This is a genomic window from Undibacterium sp. RuTC16W (assembly GCF_049339445.1).
In the GTDB taxonomy this organism is placed as follows: Bacteria; Pseudomonadota; Gammaproteobacteria; order Burkholderiales; family Burkholderiaceae_D; genus Undibacterium.
Map to the genome: position 1 here is coordinate 208,928 of NZ_JBMPPE010000006.1, position 17,366 is coordinate 226,293.

The window sequence follows — 17,366 nt, forward strand, 5'->3', positions numbered from 1 at the left end:
TGCCGTTTGCATCAGTTTCTCTGTTTCCTTTTTAATATCAAAGACTTAGTTCATGCATCACACCATTTTCGATACACCTGTCATCAATACGTTTATGCGCTGGTTTTCTCTTTTGTGCTTGCGTTTGATGGGGTGGACGGTAGAGGGCAATGCGCCTGCCGCACCTAAATATGTACTCATTGCGGCGCCACATACGAGTAACTGGGATTTTCCCGTGACCTTAATGGTTTGTTTTGCCTTGCGCCTGAACGTGTACTGGATGGGCAAAGCAAGCTTATTCCCGCCTGTTGTCGGTGCCGTCATGCGCTGGCTAGGCGGCATTCCTGTGAATCGTGAACGTTCAGGCAATCTGGTGCAGGGCACTGTTGACGCATTTCAACAGAATCAGCGCTTGACCGTGATCGTTCCGCCAGAGGGCACGCGCGGCAAAGTCACACACTGGAAGACAGGGTTTTACTATATTGCACAAGGTGCAGGTGTGCCGATTGCGCTCGGGTATCTCGACTTTAAAAGGAAGGCCGGTGGTATCGGTAGGATGTTTGAATTATCCGGTGATATTACAGCAGACATGACGGAGATCCAGGCGTTTTACGAAGGAATTACCGGCAAAAATCCTAAGCAATTTGACGCCAGCAAGATTCAGATTAAATAAGAAGCGGGAGCTTTTTTACGCTTTATTTTAGATGAACAGAATCTTCCCTATTCGCTATATGCCTTGGATGTCATTGCACACTTGGAGGCATTGACCATATTCCGTGATGCGACCGATCTGGATTGGAGATTCTACGCACAGGCTGCGCTAATCGTCCCCGGAAATAAGCTAGGGCGATTCCGATTTATGGTTCTACCGGTGCCACTGTTGTTTCTGTTTTAACTTCCTTGGATGGCGTAGGATGGTTGCCATTCAATTGCTTGATCAGTAGCCAGGACATCGGCTTGAGCATGAGTTTTTGTGTCAGAGCTTCGCACCATGGGTGTGCAGTAAGCCATACTATCAAGGCGCTGACAGCGAGTGCCATGAGACTGGTTAGTGCTTTGTCCAGCGTAAAAATCGCATTCAAAACGCCGGTTTCTTGCAGTACGATCAAGGCCAGACCATGCCATAAAAATACATAAATAGAGCGCTGCCCGATTGCTGCCAGTCCCCAGTTTTTGCGTGACAGCAAATGCAAACATGCCAGACCGATGACGCCGGATACCAGATATTGTGCGATCTGATAAAGAGTCCCGGTCATATTCGCCATACCCAGACGATTCAGTGAATAACTTCCGTAGAACCAACGGTAGTCGAAATCACTTTTGAGTAAAAATGACGCAATAATCGCCAGTGCAACGACTGGCAAACTGATCAACAATATCCGCTTTTTAGTGCGGTCAAACAGCGCCGGGCCAAGTTTCCATCCCAGTAAAAAGAATGGGAAAAAGCTGAAGGTACGGGCAATACTTAAAAAATAGCCGGTACTTTCTGAATAACTGGCAAGCAGGGAAATGCCGACTGCAATGACGACAGGGAACTGAAGCCGTGCAAAAACCGGCAACATCAGACGCCAGCAAAGCAGGCTCATCAGATACCAGAGCATCCAATACGGCGCGAACAATCCGCTATAAACGCTGAGGCTACCTTTTAGCAATAATTCTATGCCCTCGTATAAAACTTCAAAGACGAATAAAGGAATGACAATATTTTTGACTAACTGATTGCTTTGCTTATCATCCAAAGATGCTTTTGAGAGCATGCCAGATACCAGCGCAAACATCGGCATATGAAAAGAGTAGATAAAAATCCATACTGAGCGCAGGAAATGGTCTCCGGTGATATGGAGTTCAATTAAATGTCCGAACACGACCAGAAATATCAAAACAGCTTTGATATTGTCGATGCGGAGGTTTCTGCTTTGGGAGGACATCAGTAATTCTCTAACTCTTTGTAAATAAGCGTTATTTTTGAAAAGACGCCATGATAACGAATCGCAGACGATTGCGTGCATCGAGTTTGTAACGAAGCTTTGCCAGATTCCTCAGGATTAGTAAAATTAAGTACGTAGCAAGTGAATTTTATTTCCATTTGGAAATATTTTAATGATCTGGCTACAATGTGCAGCCACCTTCGGGTAGTCCTATTGAGTGTCATCAGATTTTTTTTCAGGGGTAGTGAAGCTCATGCCAGCGAATGACAGACCAAAGAATTTACTCACTTCGAAGATCGATTTCGAAGGAGTCGAAGAGCTGACTAAGCAAAAAGCGACCATTTCTGACGATAGTTTGGATGAGTGGGGATTTGACCTTGCCGTAGTCAGCACTCCGCAAGCAGAGAGCCAATTGCCTGATCCTCCTTATGTTGCGCCATCACCGCCCCAGCCCCAGCCCGTCACTCCTCCAAAGGAGATGACGAGTCCGGTTTCTGCCAATAATTATGCACGGTCATCTGTTAAAAAAAGTCCTGTCAAAAAGAAGGATCATTTTTCGCAATATGCTGCGGCAATTATTTTATTGATCTTTATCGTCTCGTCTGTATTGGTTTATCTGCACATACAACGTCCACCGGCAAATACAGCAGATCTGAGTTACGTAGCTCTACCGCAAGCCGTGGTCAATATCGATGGGCAGGTCACACGTGTACAGGTAACGATTCAGGTGGATACAGACGATCAGGACTGGCTCATTGAGAACAAAAAAATCTTGAATGAATTTTTTCAAATTGCTCTGGCTAAAGTGAATGCCGATGATTTGCGTACTCCTGAGGGCTTTGCTACGATGCAACTGGACTTAAAAAAAGAACTGAATCAAGCTATGCATACAGATAAAATTCAGGCAGTTCTATTGACCGAGCTATTATTGCAAGATAAATCCTGAAAAAAATGAATTCATCATTAGCGCGACAGAGTTTGCACACACGGCGGCGACCTTGCTGATGATAAGGCTGCTTTTGTTACGTCTGATATCTGTCGTATTGGCGCTTGGCTTTGTCTCTGCTGCAATGACCGGAATCGCCTGTGCAGAGACTATCACCTTGATGGGGGAAGACGACTGGTATCCTTATTCAGCTCAAAAAAATGGTCAGTTGCGCGGCTTTGCCGTTGATGTCATTGAAGCCGCTTATACCTCAGTCGGCCTGCAAGTTAATTTTGTCGCAGCGCCTTATGCTCGTTGCCTGATGCTGGTGAAGTCGGGACAGCAGCTAGGTTGTTTTGACAGCCTCAAAGATGTGACCCTGACGCCGGATTTTTTATTTCACAAAGAGCCGATTTTTAAAGCGATGATCGGCATTTATGCCAAAAGTGATCAACCAGAATCCCGCCTGAATGCTGCCAGCCTGTCCGGTCACAAAGTAGGCCTTACTCATGGTTACACCTATGGAGATGAGGTCGAAAAAAATCCGCAAATTATGCGAGAAATCGCTCCCAGCGATCTGTCTAATTTCCGTAAATTATTACGAGGGAGATCGGACTATTCCCTGGTCTACACACGTATTGCCGATTATCTGATTGCCACGTATCCCTCGGAATTCAAAGATAAATTCAAACTGCTCGGGACCGCGGTTGAGGACAAACTCTATGTCAGTTTTTCAAAGAAACAGCCAGATGCCGAACGTTATGCAAACCTGCTCGATAAGGGATTATCGATAATACGCAGCAATGGCACTTATCAAAAAATAGAGCAAAAATGGCGCACTCCTGCGCCTTAGAATGGCCGATCGGCAATTGAAACGATGAAGTAATGAACGAGACAAAATGACCACAGATGGATTGTGAAATATTGTGTATTTACTCATTTATTGAAAAAGAAATATGTTAATGTAATTATCACATCCAATATCTCAGATGCCTCTCATGACGACGATAGAAAAAGCAAGTGAGTTTGAGTTCATTGAAGGTTTAACTGCAGAATTGTCGTCAAAAGAATTGATTTTCCCCACTTCTTTAAACGCGACGATGAAAATCCGCCGGGCGCTCAGCCACCCGGATATGCCTAGCGATATGATTGTTCGCATCATCAGTGCAGAGCCTGTGTTATCAGCACAAATTCTGCGCATGAGCAATTCTGCGATGTATAACCATACCGGTAAAAAAATAGTCGATTTACGCGCAGCAACCCTGCTACTTGGTTTTGCAGTAATACGTAATATCGCGATCTCTGTTGGGATGAAACAGCTCGCAGAACATAAAGCTAACGAGCATCTATCGAAGCAACTTGATGGTTTATGGACCAGAAGCTTACGCGTAGCGGCTTTGTCGTGTGTAATTTCCAGACACCTTCCCCATGTCAGTCCGGACAAAGCGATGCTGGCAGGCTTGCTGCATGATGTAGGGAAGTTTTATATCCTTAACAGAGCACGCCACTATCAGGGACTATTTGTATCGAATGCAGCCTTGTGGGAGGTTATCGATCAATGGCACGCGGAGATCGGTGTGGCAATCCTGGAGAACTGGGACATTGACGAGGATATCCGTGCAGCAGTCATGGACCACAGAGGCTGCCAGTTGCCACATACGACACGACCAGGCTTGATCGACGTGGTTGCAACAGCGGATTTTCTGGACGCGCATTTTGTTACAGATTCTCTCGACGAAATTAACTGGCAAGCTTTGCCGGTGCCGCTCAAAAATCTCCAGCTTGACCTGGAAAAATGCCAGATTCTGATTGCCGAAACAAAGGTCGAATTAGGACTGATACTGCGCGCCTTAGCCTGATAGCCGGGTTGTTAATCTCGATTCGTTCTTATAATCCGGTTCTGTAAAAACTTCTCCCTCTATTCTTTGTGAATTGGATTCTTATTTGACGAGTCCGAGAGCCGGATGCGGTATTTTTCTTTCTAAAGAACAAATCACCATAATTCTGGTCTATGCCATATCGAACTCAATCGGTCTGCCCATACAGTAGCTTGTCTTAGGTTTGTGCTTAGTATTTGTATTTAAGTTCGTATATAGGTTCATATGTAGGTTCGTATTGAGGATGATACTGAGCCAGATGCTGATATCGTTTATTATTTCGTCATTCCATTTCCTGATTGCCAACAGTCCCTCTGCCTTATCGTAATTTGGGTAGCTGTTGGCATGATTGTTTTTTAACTTAATTTTCACTAAATTTTTATAGAGAATTGTCTTGTTAACTAAAATAAATACAAAAATGCTGCCAATGACCGCATTGGTAACGGGGACACTGACCCTTCTTGTGAGCCTTAGTTCATCCGCTTATGCGGATGAAGGACAGTGGCAACCGCATCAATTACCGCAATTAAAAAATGAACTGAAACGTATCGGTTTTGCTATCCCGGCAGAAAAATTAGCAGATCTCAGCAAGCACCCGATGAGCGCCATGGTCTCGCTGGGCGGTTGTTCTGCCTCTTTCGTGTCGAACGCCGGTCTGGTGGTTACCAATCATCATTGTGCTTACGGTGCAGTCCAGCGTAACTCCAGTGCGACCCGTAATCTCATCGCGAATGGCTTTCTGGCAAAAACACGCGCCGAAGAATTACCTGCCGGATCCAGTGAACGAATTTATGTGACCGATAAAGTTGAGACCGTCACCGAAAAAGTTGTTGGTGGTTTGAGTGCCAGCCTGTCCGGTCGTGAGCGCAATCAGATGATACAAAATCGCATCAAAAGCCTCATCGCAGAATGCGAGCAGGACAAAGCCTATCGTTGCTCCGTACCCAGTTTTCATCGAGGCCTTGAATATTATCGTATCCGTCAATTAATGATCCGCGACGTCCGTCTGGTCTATGCACCATCCGATAAAATCGGTAATTTTGGCGGTGACATCGATAACTTTGAGTGGCCGCGCCACACCGGTGACTTCTCATTTTTGCGCGCCTATGTCGGTAAAGACGGACGTCCTGCGGACCCATCCCCGGATAATGTTCCTTATCAATCAAAAGATTTTCTTGTGGTGTCTGCCGAAGGTATCAAAAACGGCGATCCCATCCTGCTGGCAGGTTATCCGGGACGCACCAGCCGCTATAAATTACCGACAGAAATTCGCTCGGCACGCGACATCAGCTATCCGCGCCGTGTCGCTGAATCACAGGCCGACCTGGCGACCATCGCCAAAGCAACTCAGGAAAATCCCGAATCTGTCGTGCGCTATGCGAGCGTCGCAAAAAGTATCAACAATGGCATGAAAAAAACGCAGGGTTTGCTGGATGGATTTAGCCGTAAAGATATCGCTGCAATTAAGGACGTTCAGGATGCAGATTTCCGGCGCTGGTTTGCTGAACACAGTGAGGCAGGGGATAAAAATTTGCTGACTGAACTCGATACCGTAATCGCCTCCGATATCAGCCTCAGTGAGCAGGAATTCGCCATGAGTGTTGCCCTGCATAGCGATTTATTCCGCAGTGCCCGCAGCCTGTATCGTCTCGCACTGGAGCGTAAAAAGCCGGATGCCGAGCGTGAGTCCGGTTATCAGGACCGTGATGTACCGTTTCTCAAAGCACGCTTGTCGCGGCTAGAACAGTCCTTTGTCAGCAGCGTCGATCAGGCGCGCTGGCAAGCGGCGATGCAGCGTTATCAGCAATTGCCGGCAGAGGTACATCCTGCGGGCTTAGACGTCTTGTTGCCGGCCACAGACGCGATTACCGGGATTTATGCGCAGACTAGGCTTGCGACCACAACGCAACGTCTGGCATGGCTGGACAAAGACGCCGACAGTATTGCGCAATCCGATGATGCTTTCTTAAAGCTGGCTGTCAATGTGTACCAGATCGGTGATGCGATGGAAAAACGCCGTAAAGACATTGATGGCAATCTGGAGCGCATTATCCCGCGCTACATGCAAGCTTTTATTAATTTCAAAAAGACTCAGGGAAAGCCGGTATATCCCGATGCCAATTCAACGCTGCGCGTTACTTTTGGTACCGTAGCACCTTACTCGCCGCGTGACGGCATTAGTAAAGGTCCGTTCACGACAGTCGAAGGGGTGATTGAAAAAAATACCGGTAAAGAACCATTTATCGTGCCACAAGCGGTGCAAGATGCAGTCTGGGAAAAACGTTATGGTGTATTCCGCGATAAAGTACTTGGTACCGTGCCAGTCAACTTTTTATCCAGTGCTGATACGACGGGTGGTAATTCCGGCTCTGCCGTCATGAATAAACACGGCGAACTGATCGGTTTAAATTTCGATTCAACTTACGAATCAATTACCAAAGACTGGTATTTCGACAGCGCGATTACCCGTGCTATTCATGTCGACATCCGCTATATGCTCTGGGTGATGAAAGAGATTGATCATGCCGATAATCTGTTGAAGGAAATGACGATTAAGTACCCGCATTAATGATTTACAGAAGTGCTGACATTAAGTGTTCACGTACACAATGAATACAAAAAACCAGAGCTAGTCTCTGGTTTTTTTATTTGTCATACTGGATTCCTAAAAAAACTTTAATCGAGATTTCATGAAACCGCCTACTCCGTTCTTTTCTCCGTGTTTCAGTGTCTGTGCGTCTGTGCGTCTGTGGTGAGAGGTCTTGATTTTTACGTAAATCCTTTAGATGTTATTTTTCCATTGAGAGATTGTAGGGATTTCCAACTTGCATCCCGCAGTCCTGATGCGGCTCTCCGGATGATAATGGTCTGGAAGGCTCATGGAATATACGTGTTGCGATCTCAGATTTGTATCAAGCCTGTATTTTCATGATGCTGCTGATGCCGCACCTCACTGCATCAGAAAATCAACATCGGCACATTCCCCCCTTAGAATTTCCCCGATAGATTTGCAGCATAAGATTATGTCGTTGGTATGAAAATATCCTGAGTAACTCCTCCACTGATCTTGTCACCCAAGTCATCTCTCAGTCATAAAAACTTTCTATGCTCAGCGGCTTCTCACTTCTTTCCGTCTGTTGACTATGAAAACTTCTCGCCGCCAGTTTATCCGTGACTTCACCTTCAGTACGGTTGCCGTTTCCAGTGCACTGTCGCTCGCAGCATGTGGTGGCGGGAATGGCAATAATTTGACAGTCAATTTTTTGCATGGCGTTGCCAGTGGCGACCCGCAAAGCGACAAAGTTATTATCTGGACGCGCCTGACCCCGTCGGCAAGTCAGGATCTCGACGGGACATGGGAAATGGCGAGCGATGATCAATTTACCCGCATCGTTAAATCCGGTAGCTTTACAACCAATGCAGCAAGAGATTTCACTGTCAAAGTTGATGTCACCGGCCTGTCCGCCAGCACCGTATATTTTTATCGCTTCACGTACGGCACAGCACGTTCTGCGACAGGTCGTACCAAGACTTTGCCGACTGGTAGTGTCTCCCAGGTAAAACTTGCGGTATTTACGTGTTCTAATTATCCTGCAGGCTATTTCAATGTGTATGCTGAAGTTGCCAAACTCAACGATATTGATGCCGCGATTCATCTTGGTGATTACATCTATGAATACCAGCGCGATGGCTATGCCTCACAAGATGCGGCTAGCTTAAATCGTCTGGTTGATCCGAAAAATGAAATCATCACGCTGACCGACTATCGCAGCCGTTACGCACAATACCGTACCGATGGAGATTTGCAGGCGATGCATGCAGCCTTGCCGCTGATTGCGATCTGGGACGATCATGAATTTGCCAACGATGCCTGGACCGGCGGCGCAGAGAATCATGATCCAGCGACAGAAGGCCCTTTCAGCGCGCGTCGTACTGCTGCCCTGCAAGCCTACAATGAATGGATGCCTATCCGCTTGCCGGATGCGACTAAAAATGATCGTATCTATCGCTCGTTTGATTTTGGTAATCTGGTCTCGCTGCATATGTTGGACACCCGCCTGATCGGGCGCGAACAACAGCTTAGCTACACCAATTACATCAGTGCCAGCGGTGCATTTGATGCCGTAAAATTCACCACCGATATCAGCAATCCGGCTCGCCAGCTGATGGGTGCAGAACAAACGTCCTGGCTACAATCTCAGCTTGGTAAGTCCGCGGCGACCTGGCAAATTCTGGGGCAGCAAGTCTTGATGGCACGCATGAATATTCCCGCACCACTGGTACTGCAAGCAATCAATTTCAGTGATTACACCGCGCTACTGGTGAAAGCACAGACGGCACCTGCGACGTTGACGGCAGCCGAAAAACAAATCCTGGCGCAGCCATCGATTCCCTACAATCTTGATGCATGGGATGGCTACGCCGCTGCACGTGAGACAGTTTTTGCGACGGCTAAAGCACTGGATAAAAATCTGATCGCGCTGGCAGGCGATACTCATAACACCTGGGCCAGTGATCTTGCCGATCTGAGTGGGAACGCGGTTGGTGTCGAGTTCGGCGTGACCTCGGTTACCTCCCCCGGTTTTGAAGAAATTTTTCCTAAAGAAGATCCGGCTAAAGTCGCAGGCGGTCTCGAGCAGATCATCGGACCTTTGGTCTATGCCGAAACAAAAAGCCGTGGCTTCATGATCGTGACGGCGACACCGACTGAGGCCAGGGCAGAATGGCGCTACGTTAGCACGGTCAAGTCCAAAACGTATACTGTCGTGCCGGGTAAAACTTTAAAGACGTTACCGGGTGCTGCGAATCGAAAATTACTACCTGTGTAGTCGGGTCATCACGTTCGTCCTTTATCACTTCAAAAAAACCAGCAGGCTTGCTGGTTTTTTTTGTTTTTACCAAGCGATTAATCGCTGATCAGTATCCCCGCGTCGTCTGTTTTTTTTCCGATATTGACTTAGATTCTCTCTAGCAAGGCCTGATCTTGTTCTCGAATTTTATTTGGTGGCAGATATTCTTGCGCACGTTTTGCTACTTGATAACGCACCAGACTGAAGCGGTGGCCAACAATTCTTTGTCACTTGCACAAAATTGATGCGAATGCATCCGTAATCATTCCGCACGCTCACTGCAATTCGCATGACGCAGACCTCCTACCTCTGGCACGTAATCTGCTAAAGGTATTCATGCGAACTCCGCACCCCCCGCTTTTCTACTCGCTTTGTGATTAGTTTTTTCGTTTGCTTTTTCATTCGCTGTTTAATTGATTCACACTCACGCTTAGGAGCAACAAATGTCTCGTCGCACCCTATTAAAATCGACTGCAGTTGGCGCTTTCACCCTGGCTACTGCGGCTTGGTTGCCGCATGCGTATGCCGCTGACACGATCAAAGTCGGCATTCTTCACTCGCTATCAGGCACGATGGCGATTTCCGAAACGTCGCTGAAAGACGTTGCATTGATGACGATTGATGAGATCAATGCAAAAGGCGGTGTGATGGGTAAAAAGCTGGAGCCGGTGATTGTGGATCCCGCTTCGAACTGGCCTTTGTTTGCAGAAAAAGCGCGCCAGCTGGTTGCGCAAGATAAAGTCGCTGTCGTGTTTGGTTGCTGGACTTCAGTGTCACGTAAATCGGTATTGCCCGTGTTTAAAGAGCTGAACAGTCTCTTGTTCTACCCGGTCCAATACGAAGGCGAAGAGCTGGAAAAAAATGTGTTCTACACAGGTGCAGCGCCGAATCAGCAAGCGATACCGGCGACCGAATATCTGATGTCGAAAGAGGGTGGCGGTGCCAAGCGCTTTGTGCTGCTCGGTACGGATTATGTTTATCCACGCACGACCAACAAGATTCTGCGCGCTTTCTTGCATAGCAAGGGTGTGAAAGATACTGACATCGATGAGGTTTATACACCGTTCGGTCATTCTGATTATCAGACCATCGTCGCGAATATCAAGAAATTTTCTGCTGGTGGCAAGACGGCGGTGATCTCTACGATCAATGGCGATTCCAACGTCCCGTTTTATAAAGAACTGGGCAATGCCGGCCTGAAAGCGACCGACGTACCGGTTGTCGCATTCTCGGTAGGTGAGGAGGAGTTGCGCGGCGTCGATACCAAGCCTTTACTCGGGCACCTCGCTGCATGGAATTATTTTCAGTCAGTAAAAAATCCTGTGAACACGGCATTCATCAAGCAACGGAAAGAGTATGCCCTTGCCAAAAAACTGCCGAATGCCAGTACCGTCGTCACCAATGATCCGATGGAAGCAACCTATGTCGGTATTCATATGTGGAAGCAAGCAGTAGAAAAAGCCAAGTCCACCGACACAGATAAAGTCATCGCTGCCATGGGTGGCCAGACTTTCAAAGCGCCATCAGGTTTTGAACTGACGATGGATAAAACAAATCACCATTTGCACAAGCCCGTCATGATCGGCGAGATCAAAGGTGACGGTCAGTTCAGCGTTGTATGGAAAACCAAAGGCCCGATCCGTGCCCAACCTTGGAGCCCTTACATCCCTGGTAACGAGACCAAGCAAAAATTGTAATTGTCTGAGTGATGCACTCAATACGATGTGTGACAGATCAACTTGACTCAGCTATTACGTACTGAGTTGATCGACGCCATGAATTGAGTTGGCTTGAGCTGGAACTGAGACATAAGTTCTGGACATGTGACTCACCAATGCCGGGGAAGGATTGATTGCCAACCCCGGCATTGTGCTGATACTGGTCTGGTATTGAGCTGTTTTTTTTTACCTGTTTTATCTGCACTACTGTATGACGATGCTTCATTTTTTTGACGAATTTTTCAGCCCGGAAGAGTGCGTTTATGTCGCTATTTAAAAAAATAGTCTTGCCCGGATTGCTTTGCCTGCATGCCGCAATCGCCAGCGCGGCGATTGATCCCGCTGTACTCAAGCCATTAGCCGGTGATGATCCTGACGCCCGTATCGCCGCCGTCAATCAGATCGCGGTAATGGCAAATCAGGATGCCCTGAAAGTGCTGACAGCGCTGAAAAATGACGCCCTCTATGCAACGCCAGACGGTCAGTTGTATATCGTCGACAATGATAAAGCCACCAATCTCGCCAATGACAAAACGACGCCTTTACCTGAGGGCATTGATGGCATCACCGTCAATAACCGGCTGCGTGCCGCGGTGGATGACGCACTGTCTGGATTAAAGCTGTTGTCGACAGATCGTACGCTGCGTCTGGCAGCAGTATTGGAACTACAAAAAAGCGCCAGTCCCGAACAAGCGCCATTGATTACAAAAGCACTGGCAAAAGAAAACGATCCTGAGATCAAATCGCTGCTACAACTCGTTGTCGCAACCGCCAATTTGCAGTCCACCGATCCGCTGGTCCGCAAAGCGGCAGTCATTGCGCTGAAAGACAGCACAAATGCCAACATCAAACCTGCGCTACAAAAAATGCTGGATATGGGGCCTGATGGCAAGCCCTTAGAACCTGACGACAGTATCCGCATTGAAGCCGCCAATACCATGAACGCGCTAAATAGCCGTATCGTCAGAACCGAGTTTGCCGGTAATTTATTTTATGGTGCCTCGTTAGGCAGCGTGTTGCTGCTGACCGCGCTGGGACTGGCGATTACCTTTGGCCTGATGGGTATTATCAATATGGCGCATGGCGAATTGATGATGATCGGTGCGTACACGACCTATGTATGTCAAATGGCTTTCCGGCATTTTTTGCCAGGTGCAATTGATGCGTACCTGATCGTCGCGCTGCCTGCCGCCTTTATCGTTGCAGGCACAGTAGGGATCGTGCTGGAGCGCACCGTCATCCGCTGGTTGTACGGCAGACCGCTGGAAACACTGCTCGCAACCTGGGGTATCAGTCTGATGCTGATGCAAGCAGTACGCACGATCTTTGGTGCGCAAAATGTCGAGGTTGCCAATCCTAGCTGGATGTCGGGTGGCGTCACCGTGCTCGGTTCACTGGTGCTCTCGTATAACCGGATTGTAATTATGTTCTTTGCCTTATTTGTGGTGCTGGCAGTCTGGCTGATACTGAATAAAACACGGCTTGGTCTGTTTGTCCGTGCGGTCACGCAAAATCGCCGCATGGCCGATTGTGTTGGCGTTTCTACCGGTAAGATCGACATGATGACCTTCGGTCTGGGTTCAGGTATCGCGGGTCTGGGCGGTGTCGCCCTGTCGCAATTGGGGAATGTCGGTCCGGATCTGGGGCAGAGTTATATCGTCGATTCGTTTATGGTAGTGGTGCTGGGTGGAGTCGGACAACTGATCGGTACGGTGATCGCGGCGCTCGGTCTGGGAGAGGTGAATAAATTTCTTGAACCTGTCGCCGGTGCCGTCATGGCAAAAATTACGATACTCGTTTTCATCATCGTCTTTATCCAGAAGCGACCACAGGGTTTGTTCGCGATGAAGGGGAGGAGTGCGGAATGAGTGAATCTTTGTTTTCGCGTCCCGCCTGGTCCGGCATCATTGTTTGTGCCGTGGTTCTGGCCTTGTTACCTATATTGAATTTGAGTTTTCCGGCTGGACATGCTTTGCATATTTCTAGTTATGCCGTCGGTCTGATCGCGAAATTTATGTGCTATGCCTTGGCTGCGCTGGCGCTGGATCTCGTATGGGGCTATACCGGCATTCTGTCACTTGGACATGGCGTGTTCTTTGCACTGGGTGCGTACGCGCATGGTATGTATCTGATGCGTGCTATCGGGCGGGATGGCGTGTACCAAAGCAATCTGCCGGACTTCATGGTTTTTCTCGACTGGAAAACTTACCCGTGGTATTGGTCGATGACTGATAACTTCTGGTATTGCATGGCGCTGGTAGTCCTGGTGCCAGGTACGCTGGCATTTGTATTCGGTTATTTCGCGTTCCGATCCCGTATCAAAGGCGTGTATTTTTCCATCATTACGCAAGCGATGACGTTTGCCTTTATGTTGATGTTTTTCAGGAATAACACTGGCTTTGGCGGCAATAATGGGTTCACCGATTTCAAGCGTATTCTCGGTTATTCGATTACCGCACCCGCGACGAAAGCGGTGTTATATCTGGTGACGCTGGGTCTTTTACTTGCCGCCTTAATTCTGTGTCGCTGGATCGTAAAATCTAAACTAGGACGAGTGCTGCAAGCGGTACGAGACTCTGAATCGCGCCTCATGTTTATCGGTTACAACCCTTTATGGTTCAAGCTGTTTGTGTGGACGCTCTCTGCGATTTTATGCGGTATCGCCGGGGCCTTGTATGTGCCGCAGGTCGGCATTATTAATCCATCCGAAATGTCGCCGGGTAATTCGATCGAGATGGTGATCTGGGCCGCGGTTGGCGGGCGTGGATCCTTGCTCGGCCCGATTATCGGTGCCTTTTCTGTGAATGGTTTGAAGAGCTGGTTCACGGCGGCTTTTCCCGATCTTTGGTTGTTTGCGCTGGGTTTGTTATTCATCCTGGTGACCTTGTTTATGCCGCAAGGTATTCTGGGGCTGGTCGATCAATTCAAACGCAAATGGCAACCGGCGTCTCCCGACGGAGTGGCTACCCAGACAACACCAGAGGCATCGAACGGAAAGCAGGAGGCGGCATGAGTAATATCGTGCATGATAAGGCCGCAGGTATCCTGATTGATCTGGTGCAGCGGGACGAGCCGCAAGCCTCGTTTTCGCGGATCAAACCAGAAGGCGTCGATACCACACACGGTGCGATTTTGTACCTGGAGGATATTGTGGTGTCCTTCGACGGATTTAAGGCCTTGAATTATTTGAACCTGGATATTTCCGTCGGAGAGCTGCGCTGCATTATTGGCCCGAATGGTGCTGGCAAAACTACGATGATGGACGTCATTACAGGTAAGACACGACCTACCTCCGGCAGCGTTTTTTTTGGTCAGTCCATGGATCTCAGCAAGATGACTGAGTACGACATTGCACATGCCGGTATTGGTCGCAAGTTTCAACGTCCCACCGTGTTTGAACAACACACTGTGTTTGAAAATCTGGAACTGGCAATGAAGATGAACAAACGTGTCAGGCCGACTTTGTTCTTCAAGCTCAATAGCGAGCAGAAGGGCAAGATTGACGACATTCTGCGATTGATACGTCTGAATGGTAGCGAACACAGGCTCGCGGGTTTGCTCTCGCACGGGCAAAAACAATGGCTGGAAATCGGCATGCTGCTGATGCAGGAGCCGCAGTTGATTTTGCTGGATGAACCTGTTGCTGGCATGTCAGATGCCGAGACCGTGCGTACTGCCGAATTATTGAATGAATTACGCGGCAAACACTCGATTGTAGTGGTAGAGCACGACATGGCGTTTGTCACCGAGATCGCACGCGAAGGCAAGGTGACGGTATTGCATGAAGGCTCGGTACTGGCAGAGGGCACGATGCAGCACGTCCAGTCGGATGAGCGGGTGATCGAAGTGTATCTGGGGCGTTGACATGCGCTATTCGCTAAATCAAGAGAGCCCTTTTTGTCTTGATTTTGAACATTGAACCGTACTATCCATGCGCCTCTTGGCACGAAAAGCTTCCAGCAGCCGCAGCAGTATTGCGGATTAGTCGATAAACATAGGATTTTTATGCTACAGGTTGATCACATCAATCAATATTACGGATCATCCCATACCTTGCGCGGTGTCTCTCTGTCGCTGGAAAAAGGACAGTGCCTGACTTTGCTCGGCCGTAATGGTGTCGGCAAAACGACCTTGCTGAAATGTCTGATGGGAGTCTTACCCGTGTCCAGCGGCAGCATCATGCTGGAAGGCCGCGACATCACCAGGCTCAAGCCACATGAGCGGGCTGCCGCTGGTATCGCCTATGTTCCGCAAGGCCGTGAAATTTTTGCCCGCTTGACGGTAGAAGAAAATATGCTCATGGGAATGGCAGTCAAGTCAGGTCGCAAGGCTTCGGTGATTAAAGATGAGGTTGTTGAATTGTTCCCGGTATTAAAAGAAATGTTGCATCGCCGTGGCGGTGATTTGTCTGGCGGGCAGCAGCAGCAACTTGCGATTGCGCGTGCTTTGCTGGCCGAACCCAAGCTGATTATTTTTGATGAACCTACTGAGGGAATACAACCATCCATCATTAAGGATATTGAACGTGTTATCCGTCTGTTACGCGAACGCGGCGATATGGCGATCCTCTTATGCGAACAGTATTTTGATTTTGCCCGTGCGCTGGCAGACCAGTTCATCATTCTTTCACGTGGCGAAGTTGTGGCATCTGGTCTGGCAGATCAAATGGATAGTGAGGACGTGAAGAGGCACTTGGCGGTATAGTTTCAGGATGAATCAGATTGTTGACCCATTTATAACCGGCGTTTCTGCCGGGCCTGTGACCAAAGCCGCGTGTCAGGCCAGACTGACGCTGGGTTTCGTCGACGACGCCGGCACTACACGCCTGGTTGAGCGCAGCCATTTTGGTCCACTGCGGGTACAAAAACCGCTGTATCCGGAAGCGCCGTCGATTTGCCATGCCATCGTGGTACATCCCCCCGGCGGTGTCGTCGGTGGCGATGAATTATTTATCAATACCAGCGTTGCTTCAGGCGCACATGCCTTTGTGACGACTCCTGGTGCGGCTAAATGGTATAAGGCGAATGGCCATGTTTCCCATCAATTGATTGAGCTCGATATTGCGGCGCAGGCATCGCTGGAATGGTTGCCGCAAGAGACGATTTTTTTTGATGCCGCGCATGTGCGTTTGCAAAACAAAATCAATCTGGGTAATGGCGCAAGCTATATCGGCGCTGATATTCTGTGCTTTGGACGCACCGCTTCTGGCGAATCTTTTCATACTGGAAAAATCTCACAGACCAGCGAAATCCGTCGTGAAGGTAAGTTACTTTGGTTTGAGCAGGGTAGCATTGCCGGCGGCTTATCCTCTATGCATAGCCCGCTGGCACTGGCAGGCAATACTGTGAGTGCCAGTCTGATTGCGGTCGGTAAACAATTGCCGGCGTCGCTGATCCAGCGTTTGCGCGAAGAGGCGATTGCGTTGACGGGTGACCCTCATGCCGTTGGCGTGACGCAGATGAAGACGGTCATCGTCGCCAGGTATATGGGACACTCGAGTGAAATGGCACGTCAGTGGCTGACACGCATGTGGCAAATTGTACGGCCAGAATTGCTGGGGCGTGAAGGCGTCGTGCCGCGAATCTGGAATACCTAGCAATAACAGTTATTACTGACACGAACATGTCATGTGAAAATTAAATAACGAAATAACTAACTAGATAACTGAATAACTGAATAACTGAATTTTGTTGATGCCGGCGATTTTATACCTCTCTCCCGCATGCGGGAGAGAGGAGAAAAATGAAGCAAAAAATTTTGTAGAAGATGGAAGGAACAAACATGGAATTAACACCAAGAGAAAAAGACAAGCTGCTGATTTTTACCGCAGCCTTACTGGCTGAACGACGTCAAGCGCGTGGTTTGAAATTGAATTATCCAGAAGCTGTTGCTCTGATCACCGCCGCCATCATGGAAGGTGCCCGCGATGGCAAAACCGTCGCCGAACTGATGTCGGATGGCACCAAGATACTGACGCGCGCCGATGTCATGGACGGCATTGCCGAGATGATTCCCGACATTCAGGTAGAAGCAACATTCCCGGACGGCACCAAGCTGGTGACCGTTCATCATCCTATTCCATAGGTGCT

At 48.5% G+C, this 17,366-nt stretch carries 14 protein-coding genes; 13 read left to right on the top strand and 1 reads right to left on the bottom strand.

Annotation, left to right across the window (positions count from 1 at the left end; all coding sequences use genetic code 11):
- The first annotated feature begins 52 nt into the window (after positions 1-52).
- Complete coding sequence (locus tag ACO0K4_RS13390) at positions 53-652, top strand: lysophospholipid acyltransferase family protein (protein WP_422957132.1); 600 nt, start codon at positions 53-55, stop codon at positions 650-652.
- Positions 653-836: 184 nt separating this feature from the next.
- Here ACO0K4_RS13390 and ACO0K4_RS13395 read toward each other — a convergent pair whose 3' ends face one another.
- Entirely contained in the window at positions 837-1,907 is a 1,071-nt protein-coding gene (locus ACO0K4_RS13395; protein WP_422957133.1) for an acyltransferase family protein, read from the bottom strand.
- 253 nt (positions 1,908-2,160) lie between these two features.
- On the opposite strand from ACO0K4_RS13395, the gene ACO0K4_RS13400 reads away from it, so the two are divergent.
- From ACO0K4_RS13400 to ACO0K4_RS13455, 12 genes are all read left to right on the top strand, one after another.
- On the top strand, positions 2,161-2,853 hold the full coding sequence (locus tag ACO0K4_RS13400) for a flagellar basal body-associated FliL family protein (protein ID WP_422957134.1): 693 nt from the start codon (positions 2,161-2,163) through the stop codon (positions 2,851-2,853).
- Between the two features lie 73 nt (positions 2,854-2,926).
- Positions 2,927-3,685 (top strand): substrate-binding periplasmic protein, encoded by a 759-nt coding sequence (locus tag ACO0K4_RS13405; protein WP_422957135.1) that lies wholly within the window; start codon positions 2,927-2,929, stop codon positions 3,683-3,685.
- Between the two features lie 145 nt (positions 3,686-3,830).
- The gene (locus ACO0K4_RS13410; protein WP_422957136.1) at positions 3,831-4,691 is read left to right on the top strand and encodes an HDOD domain-containing protein; all 861 of its coding nucleotides are present in this window, start codon (positions 3,831-3,833) and stop codon (positions 4,689-4,691) included.
- Positions 4,692-5,136: 445 nt separating this feature from the next.
- The gene (locus ACO0K4_RS13415) at positions 5,137-7,278 is read left to right on the top strand and encodes a S46 family peptidase (protein ID WP_422957231.1); all 2,142 of its coding nucleotides are present in this window, start codon (positions 5,137-5,139) and stop codon (positions 7,276-7,278) included.
- Between the two features lie 574 nt (positions 7,279-7,852).
- Positions 7,853-9,538 (top strand): alkaline phosphatase D family protein, encoded by a 1,686-nt coding sequence (locus tag ACO0K4_RS13420; protein WP_422957137.1) that lies wholly within the window; start codon positions 7,853-7,855, stop codon positions 9,536-9,538.
- 464 nt (positions 9,539-10,002) lie between these two features.
- On the top strand, positions 10,003-11,256 hold the full coding sequence (urtA, locus tag ACO0K4_RS13425) for an urea ABC transporter substrate-binding protein (protein WP_422957138.1): 1,254 nt from the start codon (positions 10,003-10,005) through the stop codon (positions 11,254-11,256).
- Positions 11,257-11,540: 284 nt separating this feature from the next.
- Positions 11,541-13,145: an urea ABC transporter permease subunit UrtB gene (gene urtB, locus ACO0K4_RS13430; protein ID WP_422957139.1), complete on the top strand. Its 1,605-nt coding sequence runs from the start codon at positions 11,541-11,543 to the stop codon at positions 13,143-13,145.
- Positions 13,142-14,290, top strand: coding sequence for an urea ABC transporter permease subunit UrtC (urtC, locus tag ACO0K4_RS13435; protein ID WP_422957140.1), 1,149 nt, complete (start codon positions 13,142-13,144; stop codon positions 14,288-14,290). Before urtB ends, urtC begins: the two co-directional genes overlap by 4 nt.
- On the top strand, positions 14,287-15,141 hold the full coding sequence (urtD, locus tag ACO0K4_RS13440) for an urea ABC transporter ATP-binding protein UrtD (protein WP_422957141.1): 855 nt from the start codon (positions 14,287-14,289) through the stop codon (positions 15,139-15,141). The genes urtC and urtD overlap by 4 nt, the downstream gene beginning before the upstream one ends.
- Before the next feature lie 141 nt (positions 15,142-15,282).
- Positions 15,283-15,981 (top strand): urea ABC transporter ATP-binding subunit UrtE, encoded by a 699-nt coding sequence (gene urtE, locus ACO0K4_RS13445; RefSeq protein WP_422957142.1) that lies wholly within the window; start codon positions 15,283-15,285, stop codon positions 15,979-15,981.
- Between the two features lie 7 nt (positions 15,982-15,988).
- Positions 15,989-16,873, top strand: coding sequence for an urease accessory protein UreD (locus ACO0K4_RS13450; protein WP_422957143.1), 885 nt, complete (start codon positions 15,989-15,991; stop codon positions 16,871-16,873).
- Positions 16,874-17,058: 185 nt separating this feature from the next.
- Positions 17,059-17,361, top strand: a complete 303-nt coding sequence (locus ACO0K4_RS13455) for an urease subunit gamma (protein WP_422957144.1) — start codon at positions 17,059-17,061, stop codon at positions 17,359-17,361.
- Positions 17,362-17,366 lie beyond the last annotated feature (5 nt).

Bases quoted from the DNA above. Each gene is read 5' to 3' on its own strand.
- ACO0K4_RS13390 (WP_422957132.1), top strand. From the start codon at position 53: ATGCATCACACCATTTTCGATACACCTGTCATCAATACGTTTATGCGC.
- ACO0K4_RS13395 (WP_422957133.1), bottom strand. From the start codon at position 1,907: ATGTCCTCCCAAAGCAGAAACCTCCGCATCGACAATATCAAAGCTGTT.
- ACO0K4_RS13400 (WP_422957134.1), top strand. From the start codon at position 2,161: ATGCCAGCGAATGACAGACCAAAGAATTTACTCACTTCGAAGATCGAT.
- ACO0K4_RS13410 (WP_422957136.1), top strand. From the start codon at position 3,831: ATGACGACGATAGAAAAAGCAAGTGAGTTTGAGTTCATTGAAGGTTTA.
- ACO0K4_RS13415 (WP_422957231.1), top strand. From the start codon at position 5,137: ATGACCGCATTGGTAACGGGGACACTGACCCTTCTTGTGAGCCTTAGT.
- ACO0K4_RS13420 (WP_422957137.1), top strand. From the start codon at position 7,853: ATGAAAACTTCTCGCCGCCAGTTTATCCGTGACTTCACCTTCAGTACG.
- urtA (WP_422957138.1), top strand. From the start codon at position 10,003: ATGTCTCGTCGCACCCTATTAAAATCGACTGCAGTTGGCGCTTTCACC.
- urtB (WP_422957139.1), top strand. From the start codon at position 11,541: ATGTCGCTATTTAAAAAAATAGTCTTGCCCGGATTGCTTTGCCTGCAT.
- urtC (WP_422957140.1), top strand. From the start codon at position 13,142: ATGAGTGAATCTTTGTTTTCGCGTCCCGCCTGGTCCGGCATCATTGTT.
- urtD (WP_422957141.1), top strand. From the start codon at position 14,287: ATGAGTAATATCGTGCATGATAAGGCCGCAGGTATCCTGATTGATCTG.
- urtE (WP_422957142.1), top strand. From the start codon at position 15,283: ATGCTACAGGTTGATCACATCAATCAATATTACGGATCATCCCATACC.
- ACO0K4_RS13450 (WP_422957143.1), top strand. From the start codon at position 15,989: ATGAATCAGATTGTTGACCCATTTATAACCGGCGTTTCTGCCGGGCCT.
- ACO0K4_RS13455 (WP_422957144.1), top strand. From the start codon at position 17,059: ATGGAATTAACACCAAGAGAAAAAGACAAGCTGCTGATTTTTACCGCA.